The organism is Arcicella lustrica, from assembly GCF_034930985.1.
GTDB lineage: Bacteria > Bacteroidota > Bacteroidia > Cytophagales > Spirosomataceae > Arcicella > Arcicella lustrica.
The window spans coordinates 16,483-31,349 of the sequence record NZ_JAYGIM010000011.1 but is presented as its reverse complement, the minus strand read 5'-3'; the positions used below and the strand labels follow the sequence as shown (position 1 = coordinate 31,349).

Sequence of the window (14,867 nt, the reverse complement as noted above, 5' to 3'; positions counted from 1 at the left end):
GATAAGTGCATACCTAATTTAAAACTTTAAGTAACCCGCCTCTCACAAGCCTTTTCGCTAATTTTAATTTATTTTCATTATTTAAAAACGGAATATCTTTAATCGAGAAAATACCTTCTTGTTGAGAAATAAACACTAATGTATTTACAATTTGCGAAGGTCCTTTTATGGTATTTCCTTGGAACGAAATTCTTGCCCCTGAAGCACTATTCGTTACTTTTGAGGTCAATCCTTCTCGTTTAGATAGCTGTGATTCTAAATGGATATGATTCAGTCTATCTAAACTTGAAAAATGCCCGTCTGGCTTTGGTTGCTCTTTTGTTCTGAACTCTTCTCCTAAAATGTTTAAAGAACCAGCAATATTTTCCTTCTGAAAGACTTGTTGTAAGATATTAATAAAGTCTAATTCTTCGTCAGTAGATAATAGGTTTTCATTATCAGAATTCAAAAAACCAATAGGAAGTGCTTTACGCAGTTCTATGTGTTTTTGGCTTAGATTTAATAACGATTTCGTGATAAAATCAATCCATTGTACAGATTGAATACCGACAGTAATGTGCATAGAGGATTTATCAGTTGTGTATGCCTCATGAGGAACACCTCGTGGCATATACAAAATATCCCCTGCACGCATAGTAATTTCTCTTGCACCAGTTAGTTGCTCTCTTTGAAAAGTAGGTTGATAGCTATTTAAAAGAGGTGTTTTGAGATGAGTCTCATCATACAATATCCAATGTTTTTCACCTGAAATTTGTAAGGCAAAAACATCATGCGAATCATAATGAGGGGAAAAGGCTTTTTCGTTTTCTGGAGTTAAATAAAGGTTTGCAGACGCATTATGACTTATATCATTCCTTAAACTTTCCATAAGCATTTTAATTGGCTCCCAAAAACGCTGAATTCCATTAATTAATATGCTATATCCATCAGCATAGGCAGTATAAAGCTGATTCAAGTTTAAACTTCCATCTTGATTTTCGTAAACAGTTGAATTCATTGGCTGATTACTTTTCACAACTTTCAAACTACTACCATGTGGTCGATTATATTCTAAAACCTTGTCCAAGTCTTCAATTGAGAATAGTGAAAAAAAGAAATCAGGGTTATTTCTTTGGATATGTAAAACTTGCTTTTCCCAATAATTAGCTGCAAAATCTTCTATATTAATCGGCTGAATTAAATCGGAGAAATTTTTCAATTCAGTTTGAATTTCGTTATGTGTTTCCATTTGTTAAAATTTAAAGTAACAAATAATATCTTCGTAAAACGTAATAAGCATTTATCTGAAAATTATAATATTTCAGATAAAAAGACCCATATAAACTAACCCCATAGTTTCTAACGCTTGAAATAAATTATACACAAGAGCCTTCTAAAATGAAACTTCCAGAAATTTTTAGAAGCCTTCTGGAAGTTATAGGAAATAGTTTTCTATTGATAGTACACAAGTAGTGAAAAATATTACAAGCATACCTATTTTTATATAAACCCCAACAGGGATTAAAAGACATAGTATAACTGCATTTAACTAGCAGGGTCTGTATCAGGTAGGGAATTGAAAACCGTCCGCCCGTAACATAATCGGAAAAATAAGCTCAAAAATCGTTAGAGACTGCAGTAAATTGTCAGTCGAAGCAATTAAACTTATTGTTCTTAGATTATTAGTTTGAATTTCTACTTTTTAACTCTTTATCTATAGAATTGACTTGACTATAAACTAGAATCAAAAGGGGTAAAAGTGCAAATGGAACAGCAAGTAAAGGTGTAACCCCTTTATTGATTGTCTGAAATATAGTGATAATAAGTAGTACCGTTAAAGCTCCTACAAATAAACCAAAAGCGAAAGAAGTAGATTTTTTCTTTTTGATTAAATCTTCTGTTCCCATGTCGCTAAAATTGTCTTTTTTGAGTTCCATTTTCATTTTGTTAATATTTTTATTTTGTTAGTATTTTTATGCTTACCGCCAACATAACGATATTATTTTTCTAGTGATTTAGAACGGATGCTTCATAAATACCTTTGAGCAACAAAAGAGGGCAAAGTTTTCTTGAATTAGGTTGTCTTAAATTGCACTATCCAGTTACTTATGATTTTACTTGGTCTTCAATTTTTTTCCACAAATACACTAATAATTATCGTCAAATATTAGTGCATTCGTGGCAATCAAAAAGCATCAAGTAAAATCAATGAGAACCTTTACCAGCATAATAAGCTCCGGCAACAAGTATAACGCCAAGTGCTATACCTGTAATTAAATCAGTACCACCTGCAACCGTTTCCAACTGCTCATCGGTTAATTCTAATTCGTCAATCTCAATTTTTCTTGGAATGTTCAAATATATTTTTGAAGTATCCGTTTGATCCTCTACTATAATCTTGATATCTGATTGCATCTTCTGCCCAGTAACTGATTCAATTGTAGAGATAGGGTTTTCTATTAGTTGCTCTTTAAAAGCCGAACTTTCCCATGCTTTCTGTGCAAGAGTTTTCAATAATTCTGCACCTTGTTTTTGTTGTTCTTGAGTTATCATAATTGTAAAGGTTTAAAAGTTTATTATTATTATTTTTCACGCCCAGCTATGAATGCAGCAGCGACCGCACAACCTATCCCAACGCCACCCCAAAAAAGAACATCAGTACCTCCTGCAACCATTTCCAACTGTTCATCAGTTAATTCCATTTCATCGATACTAACTTTTCTTGGAATATTTATATACACTAATGACTCATCTGTTTGGTCTTTTACAACCAAAGTCTGTCCTTTAGGCAAATTGACTTTATTCCCTGTAAACTTTTCAATCGTTTCAATGGGATTAGCGATCAAATCATTTTTAAATTGAGAGTCTTCCCATGCTTTTTGTACGATTTCACCGTACACTTTTTGTCCTTGTGTAATGTCCATGATTTTAATATTTAATTGTTATTAATTTAAAATTTTAAGAGAAATACTATGCGTTAACGAGTTGGAAACGTAGTGAGAGGTTTTAGAATTTCTTCAATTGGATTGCTAAAAGGACCTCCTGTTGTGCATCCACCACCATCTATTCCTTCCCAAACTCCTCCAGCCACAAGTTCTAATTGTTCCTCATTCAGCTCCACATCAGCAATATTTTTTGGTTGGGCTGGGATATTGATATAAACTGTAGAGTCATCAGTTTGATCTCTCACTACCAAGGTTTTACCTGCTGGTAGATTCAATTTATTACCCGTTAATGTCTCAATAGTTGCTACTGGGTTTGCCACCAATTCATTTTTGAATTCAGGGCTTTCCCATGCTTTTTGCACAATTTCAGCGTACGTTTTTTGTTCTTGTGTGAATTCCATAGTTGTTGTGTGTTTATTTGTTTTAAGTATCGTTTTCTATGAGAAATATTTAGGGTTGAAAATAAAATGAATTAAATTGGTTAATCCATTCTCATCTTTTCCTCCTGCCACGGCTTCTAATTGCTCTTCATCTAATTCTACATCTTCTAGGTTTGGTTTAGCAGGAATGTTGATATAAACTGTAGCTTCGTCAGTTTGGTCTCGAACGACTAACTTTTTCCCTGCGGGTAGATTAATTTTCTGACCTAAATGATTTTCAATGGCTCCTAAAGGATTGGTCATCAATTCATTTTTGAATTCAGGACTTTCCCATGCTTTCTGTACAATTTCTGCGTACAGTTTTTGCTCTTGTGTGAATTCCATGATTTATTGAATTTTAATGTGTTCAGTTATCCCTGCAAATAAATTCTTAATCAAACTCTCCCAAATTGGTTGTCCACCTCCTGCAATTGATTCAAGCTGTTCTTCGGTAAGTTCCATGTTCTCAATTTCAGGTTCGGATGGTATATTAAGGTAGATTTTAGACTTGTCTGTTTGATCTGAAATTACCAATGTTTTTCCTTCTGGGATTACAATTTTCACACCCGTTAGTTTCTCAATTGCTGATACAGGATTGGCTATTAATTCTTTTCTAAAAGTTGAATCTTCCCAAGATTTAGAAATAACAGCTTGTATGATTTCTTGCTTTTTCTGTTCCATATCGCTTATTTGTATGATGTAAAATTAGGAGAGTATTTACTGATAAATTTGCCAAAAAAACCTACAAAACAGCCAATTCATTTTTTGTTTTATATCTTGATTTATTAATTATTAAAAACGAATTTTATGTGATAAGCAATTGATTGTTAGAGTTATATAATAAATAACTCTATTTGGACAGCTTACTAATTTTGTATAAATGACTTATGTTTTGTTTTTTTATATAGTAAAAGTAGAGCAGATTTTCTTGATGAATTTGCCAAATATTCTGTCAAAAAAGACAATGGATAATAAACAAAAACAGATACCTTCGATGATGAAGGTATCTGTCAAATAAAATATAAATTAGATTTATATGAAGCCAAAATTCTGCTCAAAATGAAGCGGTATTTATAGCGTATCCCACTAAGTATTTTTCAAATTTTATGAGACAATCTTTACTAAGACTGCCAAAGATTTTTAGTGTTAAAATGTATTATTTTCAGTAACTAAGGCACTGTTAGCATCCTCAAATGTATAGTCGTTTCTTTCTACAAAATACATGGCAATTTCTCCCTTGCCTTTCGCTATTATATTTCCTCTATATTCAAAGGTAAAACATTCTTCATCCTTAATTAGGTGATATAACGACTCGCTGATGTTTACTTTCCCTACCATTCCGTTGCTTTCTATTCTGCTGGCAGTATTTACGGTATCACCCCAAACATCGTACTGAAATTTCTTAACGCCAACAATTCCCGCTACGATAGGTCCTACGTGGATACCCAGACGCATCTCGAAGAAAGGCTTCTGATACTGCTTATTTTCAATGGCTCTTTGAATTACAAAGGCTTGCATGTCTAAACCAGCCAACACAATGTTTTTTAATGAATTTTCATCAGGATGTGGAATACCTCCTGCTGCCATATAGGCATCTCCGATAGTCTTTATTTTTTCAATTTTGTACTTTTCTGAAATCAAATCAAATGCTTTAAAACATACATTTATTTCTTCGACCAAAAGATGAGGAGTCATTTTTTCTGCCGTTTGTGTAAAGGATTTGAAATCTGTAAAAAGTATTGAGACCAAACTAAAGTCTCGGGCATTCACACTCCCTTTTTGCTTTAATTCTTCTGCTATTTCTGCTGGAAGTATATTCAGTAATAATGCTTCTGAACGATTTTTTTCGATACCTAAAGCCTTTTTTGATTTTCTTACAAAATTTAAGCTACTCCATAAACCAACAGCAACAACAAGCATAAAACATAGCGAAGCGATAATGATATTTCTTTGCTTCTCCTTTTTTTGTATCTCTTCCTTATGTTTTTGTTCGATGATATTTTGTTTCTTCACATACACAATACTATCCATCAATTGCTGTTTTTGGAATTCCATATTCATCATCCTGTTGGAAGCTTCTTCAGCCTTTAAACTATCTTTGAAAGCATTTGTTTTTTCATAATATTGAAGCGCTAGCGTACTATTTTCTAAAGATTTATATGATTTATACAAGCATTCACAGGCATCTTTTTTTACAGAAATTGCTCCCAATTTTTCAGCCAATTTTAATCCAGTGCTACATTTTTCAATTGCTTTGTTGTCCTTCTTTAATTGATGGAATATATTACCAATGGCAATCTGAGACACACTTTTATATCGCAGATTATCAATTTCTTTGGCATATTGGAAACAAATATTGTAATAATATTGAGCCTTTTGAAAATCTGATTGTTTGTAAAATAACTCTCCTAAATTTGATAGTACTTCTAATTCTAACTGTTTGTCTTTTTCTTCAACTGCAATTTTTAATGATTGATTAAAATCCTCGAAGGCTTTATCAAAATCCCCTTTTTCCATAGAAATATATCCTATTTCAATGAGCATTTTGGCAATGCCTTTTCTATCATTAATGCTTTTGAAGATAGCATAGGCTTTATTGATATACCGCATAGCATTCGTATAGTCTTTTACTTTAGAATAAATAGCTCCAATATTCTCGGTAATGGTTGCTACATTTTTTCTATTGCCTATTTCTTCTTGAATAACAATTGCCTGTCTATAATATTCTACTGCTTTGAGATAATTTCCAAGACTGTAATATATAACTCCAATATTGTTAAGAATATCTGCTATTCCTTTTTTGTTTTTTGCTTTTATTTGCCACCTTAAACTTTCTTTAAAAAAAAATAAAGTTTTAAAATAATCACCTCTAAAATAATATATTGTCCCGATGCTATTGAAGCAGTCTCCTATTTTTTGATTCTCCTTAATGCTTTGATAAATGTTCAAACTATTTTCATAAAGGGCTAAAGCCTTTTTTGAGTTTCCTATTTCATCATACTTTGAACCAAGAGCATAAAGACTATCCGCTATTACTTTAGATTTTGAGTTTTTATTGATTTTCACAGATTGTTGTCCATACCCTTTCTCCTCTATTCCAATGAATAGAATTATTAGAAATAAAAAATATGCACAGTAGTTTTTCATTGATTTTAAAATTTCGGTTACTCAAATATCTAAAAACGCATATATTCATAGAACATATGCGTTTAACCCAAAATCATTTCAAACCAAAATCTCATCCTCCTGTCTTAATAAGCACACCTTCACCCCCCCCTGATATAATATCCAACTGCTCTTCATTCAGCTCTACATCATCTACTATAATAGACTTCTCCTGAGTGTTGTTTAAAGAGCTCGCATTGTCTTTTTTTTCAGCATCAGAGAACTTTTTCTCTTCGGGAGAATTTGAATTTTTAGGATCGTTCGTTAATTCCATGGCTTGTAATTATTAGTTTAAAATATATCTTTTAAAAAAGCACATCGTAAAATTATCATGATTTATTACGATAAAACTGACAATTACACCGATAAAAACTACGCAAGATGCTACTGATTTTACTTGACATATAAACGGTAATTGCACTTTAATACCTCAGGTCAACACGTTCATCCAGTTGGATTTTTAAATTAAGGTCACAACTTCTATGTTCTATCCGTAATTGGATTACAAATTCCAGACAAGAAGCTTTAAAGCTAATTGTGAACTATCTGACAGACGAAGCTCTAATAATTAAATTGGATTTCAATACTGTTTTTTTAGGGATACGGTTGAGTCCTTTTTTCTCAATTAATTTAAAGAGAATAGTAGCTGATTCTCTTCCCATTTCAAAAGCTGGATGAGTAATCGTGCTAAGTGGTGGATTCAATAAAGCAGCCATGTACGAATTAGAAAAAGTAATTACTTTAACATCTTTGGGAATGTTTAAGGTTAATTCTTCGCATATTTGGTAGGTGGCTACTGCCAATTTTTCAACAGAAGCAAAAATACCATCAGGTTGATTATTACCGCTGAATAAATTTTTTATATTGTCTTTGTTACTCATGTCATCTTCATTACAAAAGCGGATTAAGGCTTGGTCATGCTTGATATTATTCGCTTTTAAGGCATCCAGATAGCCATTTTTTCTATCATTACTGATAGAAAGGTTTTCCGAAATTGTCAGGAATGCGATGTGCTTACATCCATTGGTGATGAGGTGTTCGGTTGCAATAAATCCACAATGATAATCATCAGTAATCACTACAGGAGTGCCTACTTCGCTAGCTATTCTATCAAAAAAAACAAGGGGAATTTCTTTTTCTTTTAAAATATTTAGATGGTCTGTATTGGATGTCTGACTTGCTAATGAAATCATAATACCATCAACTCGCCCGTTTTGTAATAACTTACTAATCTCTAATTCCTTTTGCATGCTGTCATGAGTCAAATAAATTAAAACATGATAGCCTTTTTCTTGAGCGATAGATTCGATACCATTGATTACTGGTCCAAAAAAATCGTTGACAACTTCGGGAATAATTACAGCAATAGTTTTACTTTTTTGTTTCCGAAAATTACTTGCTAATGGATTTACCTGATAATTCAATTCTTTAGCTTTTTCCAGTACTCTTTGTTTGGTAGCTGGGCTAATTTCATGGCTATCTCTTAAAGCTTTGGATACTGTTGAAAAAGACAGATTGAGTTCTTTGGCAAGTATTTTAAGATTCATTTTTGTCGGTTAATGCAAGTATAAATTTGGTAAAACAATTGCTAAAATTAACGAGTATTTACGACAACGTTGTCGTAAAAAAACAATCGGCAAGTTGACTAAAGCATTCGTTTTTCCTTGAATTTTGCATGATATAATTTTAATAAATATACATTCAAAATTCAGAAGTATTGGCTCAAATTCAAAAATAGGGATTTTCTAATTTAAAGAAAAGTATCATAAATTTCTTAGAAAACTACTAAAGAACCTCAGTCAAATACTGATTCCATAAAACAATTAAACAATCAATGTACAAAGCAGCAGACAATCGTTACGAGCAAATTGCCTACAGAAGATGTGGCAAAAGTGGCATTCAATTACCTGAAATTTCATTAGGATTATGGCATAATTTCGGTGGTGTTGATGTTTTTGAAAACTATAGAGCAATCCTTAGAACAGCATTCGATAAAGGGATTACTCATTTCGACCTTGCCAATAATTATGGACCTCCTTATGGTTCAGCAGAAGAAAATTTTGGGCTGTTGATGAAGAAAGATTTTATGCCATATCGTGACGAGCTGATAATTTCTTCAAAAGCTGGATATGATATGTGGCCTGGTCCTTATGGAGAATGGGGTTCACGTAAATACTTGATTGCTAGCTGTAATCAAAGCCTCAAAAGAATGGGTTTAGACTATGTTGACATTTTTTATTCGCACAGACCAGACCCAAATACTCCGATGGAAGAAACTATGGGTGCTTTAGATTCACTCGTTCGTCAAGGAAAAGCACTTTATGTGGGCATTTCAAATTATGATGCAGACCAAACGAAAGAAGCTTTGAGTATTTTAAAAAGTTTAGGAACGCCTTGTCTTATTCATCAACCAAAATACTCTATGCTTGTAAGAGACCCAGAAGAAGGATTATTAGATGTTTTGGGCGAAAGTGGTGTGGGTTGTATTCCTTTCTCACCTTTGGCACAAGGTTTATTAACCAACAAATATTTGAAAGGCATTCCTCAAAATTCTCGTGCCGCAAAATCGACAGGCTTTTTACAAGAAGACCAAGTAGATACACAAACCATTTCAAAAGTTCAAGAACTCAATATTCTTGCTGAAAGAAGAGGTCAAAGTTTGGCACAAATGGCGATTGCATGGTTGTTGAAAGACGCAAGAGTAACAACAGTACTTATTGGCGCAAGTAAAGTAGAACAATTATTGGATTCTTTGAAAGCCGTTGATAATAAGCATTTTGATGCTTCTGAATTAGCGGAAATAGAAAAGATTCTTGCACAATAGTTTTACGGAACATTACCTCAAAAGGTTTATTTAATTTTAACAAGAAACAGAAAATGAAACAATCAGCGATAGAAGCACAACATTTTGGACAAATGCCAGATGGGCGAAAAACATCTTTATATACCTTGAAAAACGCCAACGGTATCATTGTAAAAATAACAGACTTTGGAGCAACGATTGTTTCCATTTTCACCCCTGATAAAAATGGGTTTTCTGATGATATTACACATGGTTGTAATACATTAGAAGGCTATTTGAAAGGTGTTCCTTATTTTGGGGCAACCGTTGGGCGTTATGGAAATAGAATTGGAAATGCTACATTTTCTTTGGATGGAGAAACCTACACTTTAGCCAAAAATAATGGACCAAACACACTTCATGGAGGTTTAATTGGGTTTGACAAGGCAATTTGGAAAATGGTTGAAATGGTTGAAGGAGAAGAAACTTCATTATCTTTTTCGCACGTTTCACCAGATGGAGATGAAGGATTTCCCGGAGAACTTTCGTTGGAAGTTACTTTTACTTTGACGAATGACAATGAATTAAAGATTAAATATAAAGGTAAAACCAACAAGGCTACCGTGCTGAATATCACGAATCATTCATACTTTAATTTAAGTGACGGAAGCGACATTATGGCGCACCAAGTGAAATTGTATGCGGATAAATTCTTACCTGTTGATAGCAATATCGTACCAACTGGCGAAATGAGATGGGTGAAAGATACTCCTTTTGATTTTACTGATTTTCATACCATTGGCGAGCGAATCAATGACACAAGTGATGAACAAATTGTGTTAGGAGAAGGTTACGACCATTGTTTTGTAATAACAGAACAAGATAATGAAGGAAAACTTAAGCAAGCCGCTACGATTTACGAACCTATTAGTGGACGAATGATGGAAGTATTTACAACTGAACCCGGAATGCAATTTTACACAGCCAATCATCTTGATGGAAGTATTATTGGTAAAAAAGGAGAGACTTATATTTATCGTTCTGCATTTTGTGTTGAAACCCAACATTTTCCAGACGCACCCAATCAGCCTGATTTTCCAAGTACAGTATTAAGACCCGATGAGACTTTCAACTCAATAACAGTCTATCAATTTTCGATAAAATGAGTACTGGAAACGAAGTAAAATGTTATTCCAGAAAGATTTTATCAATAATCAATATCCAATATTTCTTTTCGATTTATTGGATATTGATTATTTAAAATTTACTTAAATAGTAACTGTGAAAACTGGAAAATGTCATGTCTCCAAACGGGCCAAGTATGACCGCCAGCGTATTCACTGTATTTGTATTTGATAGTCATATCATCAAATTTTTTCAACATAATTTGGCAATTTGCATGAGCTATATCTTCTTTTCCTCCCATCGAAATCCAAAATTCTTTTAGATTAGTATTGATGGTCGTAGCATTGTTTTTCATAAAATCATATTGAGGATCAGATAATTTAGGGTTGTTTGCCCACCATCCCGAACTGAATACACCCAAGTAAGAGAACATATTAGTATTTTTGATACCTGCATAAAGTGTTTGTAAGCCTCCCATCGAAAGCCCCGCCAAAGCTCTATGTTGAGCATCGGTTTCTACTTTGAAATTACTTTCTATAAAAGGAATAGCGCCATTTTTCAATTCATTTTCAAAAGCTCTAAGCTGAGGTTCTCCAAAGCCAGCTATTCCGCCGCCATTTCCATAAAAATTGCCATCAAGCATGGCAATTATCATTGGTTTTGCTTTTTGTTCAGCTATTAAATTATCCAGAATGAGGTCGGTACGTCCTTGTGTTGCCCAACCACGTTGGTCTTCACCACCACCGTGCAGAAGGTACAAAACTGGATATTTTTCAGTCGATTTGTCATACCCTGGTGGAGTATAAACATACATTTCACGCCATGAATTACTGGCTTTTGAGAAGTATTTTTTAATACGAATATCACCATGAGGAACGTCTTTGAGAGCATAAAAACCGCCTTCTTTGTAAGGAATTTCAATACCACTTGCTTGGCGACTCATTCCGTAAAACGTTTCGCTGGCTGGGTCGGCAAGAGCCACGCCATCCACCACTAATGAATAATAATGAAAACCACGACTAATAGAATCGGTTGTGACATTCCACACACCGCTGGTGTCTTTTACCATGTCGTATTTTTTACCCAAATCAATTTGCACTTTTTGGGCATTCGGTGCTTTTACTTTGAAAACTACACGATTATCGGGAAGAATCTGAGGATACTGATTATTACGAATATTCGTGCTGGCAGGAGTACCCAAAATAGTATATTTATTAAAAGATGAAACATCAACAGGCTTGAACAAAAACTGTGAATACATATACAAACCGTTTTTCCAAACTTTGAAATCATGTACTCCAGGTTCAAGATAGTAAATATGCGGAACATCGTTTTGGTATAAATAATCGTGTGTACGTTTGCTAAAAGAAAGCAATCCGTCGTTATCACCACACGAAATCCAAAGGAGTTTAAGTTTCTTTTTAGCATCCTCAGGATTCGGAACTAATTCTTGAGGAACTTTAGTATTGGGAGCAGACGAAAAACCGCCAACCCATGCAAATTTGTCTAAATTCCCTAATCCAAAATTAAGCGATTGCCCGCCACCCATCGAAAGCCCAGCAATCGCACGGTTTTCACGGTCTGTTAAAGTCGGATAGTTTTTTTCAATAAAAGGAATCAGGTCATTCAATAAATCTTTTTCAAAAGTAGCAAAAGCCTGTACTTTGTCAGGAGCCATGATATTGCCAACGGCACGGTCGTCTTTCATCGCACGTCCATTAGGCATGACCACAATCATCGGTTGTATTTTTCCTTCAGCATATAAATTATCTAAAATCACCTGAGGTTTACCACCGTTGAGCCACTCTTTTTCATCGCCACCAATGCCGTGCAAAAGATATAATACAGGGTACTTTGTTTTTTTGTTAAATCCTGGTGGTGTATATACTAAGGCTTTTCGAGTAGTACCTACGGTTTTAGAATCGTACTTTATGGTATCTAATTTACCTGTAGCAATCCCAGTTTTTACTTGGTCGAAGCCTTTAGGACCTTCTTTTTCTATTTTCTGTGCATAAACCATTAGGTTTATTAAAAAGAATATAGAAAAACTTACTATTGTTTTTTTCATACTTGTGTTGTTAAAAGGTTGATTATGTTGTTTTTAAACTAAATATATAAGTTGTCTCAGTGTTTTCTATTAAAGCGAATGATACTTTTATTTAAAGAGTTGTGGTAAAGTATTGGCTAAAAACAGCTTACAGTTCATCCAAGTATGTCCACCCGATACTATAAAAGGTGCTAATTTGATTTTTTTTTCTTGAAACATCGCAATGTTCTGCTTTACACTTTCGTATAAAAAATCTTCTGTTCCAACACTAACCGTAAATAATTTTAATTGCTTGTTTATTTTTGTAGCATCAGGATTCCAGTCAGTAAAATTCTTTTTAAATTCTTCCGTTGCAGTATAAGGTGCATAAGAACAGATATATGCGAATTTATCCGTATTAGTAAGTCCAATATTAAGCGTTTGCCCCCCTCCTACTGAAAACCCAGCTACTGCACGATTTTTACTATCCGTTAGTACTGAATAATTGTTTTCTATATACGGAATGATGTCATTGATAACATCTTTGGTGAAGTCTGGCATTGGGGCTGGTCTGACATTACCATAGGGCATTACAATAATCATGGGTTTAGCTTTTCCTGCTGCAATGAGGTTATCAGCTATAAAGTTTGCATGCCCAACCTTTGTCCATGTTTCTTCTGTATCAGAACCCCCATGTATCAAGTATAAAACTGGATATTTATTGCCAGAAAAAGCATCATAGCCTGGGGGAGTATATACAAGCAATTGACGGGTAGTTCCTAAGCTTGATGATTGATAATAACAATAATTAATTTTGCCATGAGGTACATTTTGAAGAGAATGAACAAGTGGTTTGTCGCCTTTAATATCTACAATACTTCGCTTGAATCTTTCGTTGGCAAAGATATAAGTATTGTTCGGGTCGGCTATTTGTACGCTATCTACAAAAAAACTATATGGATAGATATCTGGCTTAATTGCTGGTACAGTTACGCTCCAAATTCCCGAAGTATCTTTTTTTAAGGCAACAGGATTGGCTAAAAACTCACCAACAAGTGTGACTTTCTGTGCACTTTTAGAAAAATACCTAAAAGTAACACTATTATCAGCATGTACATCTGGTGAACTAATTGACGGTGGACGTTGTGCTAAAGCCGTAATAGTAGAAAACAACAAGATTTGAAAAAGGTAAATTATTCTTTTCATAGTTTTGATTCGTTTGAATACTTTGACGTTGGATAATGAATTTGGACAACCTACTTGAACAATAAGGGTAGGGTTTCATGAAGATATTTTTTTACATTCATCCAAGTATGACCGCCATCGTTGATATATTTTTTGTAGTTGATATTTTTAACAGACAAATAGTCCATAAACTCTACAGCTCCCTTGTACAGAAAGTCTTCATTACCTACACTTGTCCAAAGCAATTTTAGTTGTTTGTTGGTTTTGGCTGCATCGCCAGTGATATAACTGAAACTTTTGTCCATTTCGGCAGGCGATAAATAGGAGCTATAGCTACACACCCAAGCGAAAGTATCCATATTGCCAAAAGCCGTTCTCAAGGTCTGTCCTCCCCCACGAGAAAATCCACCAATCGCACGACTTTCACGGTTATTTTCTGTATGATAATTTTTTTCGATATAAGGCAATACGTTTTTAACTAAATCATTTTCAAAGTCTTTCGCACGTTTCACCGCATCTTCACCATCACGTACAGTAGGGTCGGCTGGCTTTTGACCTCCCAATTGTTCTGTTAGTCTGGCGGCAATATTGCCATAAGGCATTACGATTATCATCGGTTTTACCTTGCCTTCGGCTATCAAATTATCCATGATGAAGTTCACCTTTCCTACTTTAAAAAAAGTTTCTTCGGTATCTGTAGTTCCACTGATGAGGTAATACACGGGGTATTTGATCTTAGAATTTTTAGCATATCCAGGTGGAGTATAAACTACTAAAGAACCTGTTGTTCCTGAAATAGAAGGATAATATTCGTAACTGACAGTACCATGTGGCACATCTTTGATAGCGTGCATTGAAGGAGGAGTACTTGGGATTTCTACAAGGCTCGCTTTAAATCGTTCGTTAGGGAAGAATGCAACATTGGCTGGATCCATCACTGTAACGCCATCAACTTGAAAACTATAAGGATAAATATCTGGATTAACAGGACCAACAGTCACACTCCAAATTCCCTGAGCATCTTTAGTCATAGATATAGGAGATTTTTCAAACTGTGCATTCAATTTTACATCTTTTGCCAAAAGTGATTGATAACGAAACGTGACGGTTTTATCAAGGTTCACTTGTGGAGAAACCACCAAAGGTCCACGAGGCGGTTGAGCAAAAACTCCATAATAGCTAATAATTAAACCAATAAGAAAAAGCAACTTTATATTTTTCATAGTCTAAAATTTTAATTG

The 14,867-nt window shown here is 34.1% G+C and carries 15 protein-coding genes; 2 read left to right on the top strand and 13 right to left on the bottom strand.

What is annotated here, in order from left to right:
- Positions 1 to 13 precede the first annotated feature (13 nt).
- The 10 genes from VB798_RS14700 to VB798_RS14655 form a co-directional block, all read right to left on the bottom strand.
- Positions 14 to 1,228 carry a cupin domain-containing protein gene (locus tag VB798_RS14700; protein ID WP_323259607.1) on the bottom strand — a complete coding sequence of 405 codons (1,215 nt, stop codon included), beginning with the start codon at positions 1,226 to 1,228 and terminating at the stop codon, positions 14 to 16.
- 433 nt (positions 1,229 to 1,661) lie between these two features.
- Positions 1,662 to 1,922 carry a hypothetical protein gene (locus VB798_RS14695; RefSeq protein WP_323259605.1) on the bottom strand — a complete coding sequence of 87 codons (261 nt, stop codon included), beginning with the start codon at positions 1,920 to 1,922 and terminating at the stop codon, positions 1,662 to 1,664.
- Between the two features lie 262 nt (positions 1,923 to 2,184).
- The gene (locus VB798_RS14690; RefSeq protein ID WP_323259603.1) at positions 2,185 to 2,532 is read right to left on the bottom strand and encodes an NHLP leader peptide family RiPP precursor; all 348 of its coding nucleotides are present in this window, start codon (positions 2,530 to 2,532) and stop codon (positions 2,185 to 2,187) included.
- 29 nt (positions 2,533 to 2,561) lie between these two features.
- Positions 2,562 to 2,903 carry an NHLP leader peptide family RiPP precursor gene (locus VB798_RS14685; protein ID WP_323259601.1) on the bottom strand — a complete coding sequence of 114 codons (342 nt, stop codon included), beginning with the start codon at positions 2,901 to 2,903 and terminating at the stop codon, positions 2,562 to 2,564.
- 53 nt (positions 2,904 to 2,956) lie between these two features.
- Positions 2,957 to 3,325 (bottom strand): NHLP leader peptide family RiPP precursor, encoded by a 369-nt coding sequence (locus tag VB798_RS14680; RefSeq protein WP_323259599.1) that lies wholly within the window; start codon positions 3,323 to 3,325, stop codon positions 2,957 to 2,959.
- A gap of 36 nt (positions 3,326 to 3,361) precedes the next feature.
- Positions 3,362 to 3,688: an NHLP leader peptide family RiPP precursor gene (locus VB798_RS14675; RefSeq protein ID WP_323259597.1), complete on the bottom strand. Its 327-nt coding sequence runs from the start codon at positions 3,686 to 3,688 to the stop codon at positions 3,362 to 3,364.
- A gap of 3 nt (positions 3,689 to 3,691) precedes the next feature.
- The gene (locus tag VB798_RS14670; RefSeq protein ID WP_323259595.1) at positions 3,692 to 4,024 is read right to left on the bottom strand and encodes an NHLP leader peptide family RiPP precursor; all 333 of its coding nucleotides are present in this window, start codon (positions 4,022 to 4,024) and stop codon (positions 3,692 to 3,694) included.
- 465 nt (positions 4,025 to 4,489) lie between these two features.
- A complete protein-coding gene (locus tag VB798_RS14665) occupies positions 4,490 to 6,490 on the bottom strand; it encodes an adenylate/guanylate cyclase domain-containing protein (RefSeq protein WP_323259593.1) in 2,001 nt (666 codons plus the stop codon).
- A gap of 91 nt (positions 6,491 to 6,581) precedes the next feature.
- Positions 6,582 to 6,782: a hypothetical protein gene (locus VB798_RS14660; RefSeq protein ID WP_323259591.1), complete on the bottom strand. Its 201-nt coding sequence runs from the start codon at positions 6,780 to 6,782 to the stop codon at positions 6,582 to 6,584.
- A 268-nt stretch (positions 6,783 to 7,050) separates the two neighbouring features.
- Complete coding sequence (locus tag VB798_RS14655) at positions 7,051 to 8,055, bottom strand: LacI family DNA-binding transcriptional regulator (RefSeq protein WP_323259589.1); 1,005 nt, start codon at positions 8,053 to 8,055, stop codon at positions 7,051 to 7,053.
- A gap of 287 nt (positions 8,056 to 8,342) precedes the next feature.
- Between VB798_RS14655 and mgrA the strand changes: the two genes are divergently transcribed.
- Together mgrA and VB798_RS14645 are read left to right on the top strand one after the other, a co-directional pair.
- Entirely contained in the window at positions 8,343 to 9,332 is a 990-nt protein-coding gene (gene mgrA, locus VB798_RS14650) for an L-glyceraldehyde 3-phosphate reductase (protein WP_323259587.1), read from the top strand.
- A 53-nt stretch (positions 9,333 to 9,385) separates the two neighbouring features.
- Complete coding sequence (locus tag VB798_RS14645; RefSeq protein WP_323259586.1) at positions 9,386 to 10,456, top strand: aldose epimerase family protein; 1,071 nt, start codon at positions 9,386 to 9,388, stop codon at positions 10,454 to 10,456.
- A gap of 98 nt (positions 10,457 to 10,554) precedes the next feature.
- Here VB798_RS14645 and VB798_RS14640 read toward each other — a convergent pair whose 3' ends face one another.
- From VB798_RS14640 to VB798_RS14630, 3 genes are all read right to left on the bottom strand, one after another.
- Entirely contained in the window at positions 10,555 to 12,483 is a 1,929-nt protein-coding gene (locus tag VB798_RS14640) for an alpha/beta hydrolase-fold protein (protein WP_323259584.1), read from the bottom strand.
- A gap of 87 nt (positions 12,484 to 12,570) precedes the next feature.
- On the bottom strand, positions 12,571 to 13,647 hold the full coding sequence (locus VB798_RS14635; protein WP_323259582.1) for an esterase: 1,077 nt from the start codon (positions 13,645 to 13,647) through the stop codon (positions 12,571 to 12,573).
- Positions 13,648 to 13,697: 50 nt separating this feature from the next.
- Positions 13,698 to 14,849: an alpha/beta hydrolase-fold protein gene (locus VB798_RS14630; RefSeq protein WP_323259580.1), complete on the bottom strand. Its 1,152-nt coding sequence runs from the start codon at positions 14,847 to 14,849 to the stop codon at positions 13,698 to 13,700.
- Between the last annotated feature and the right edge of the window lie 18 nt (positions 14,850 to 14,867).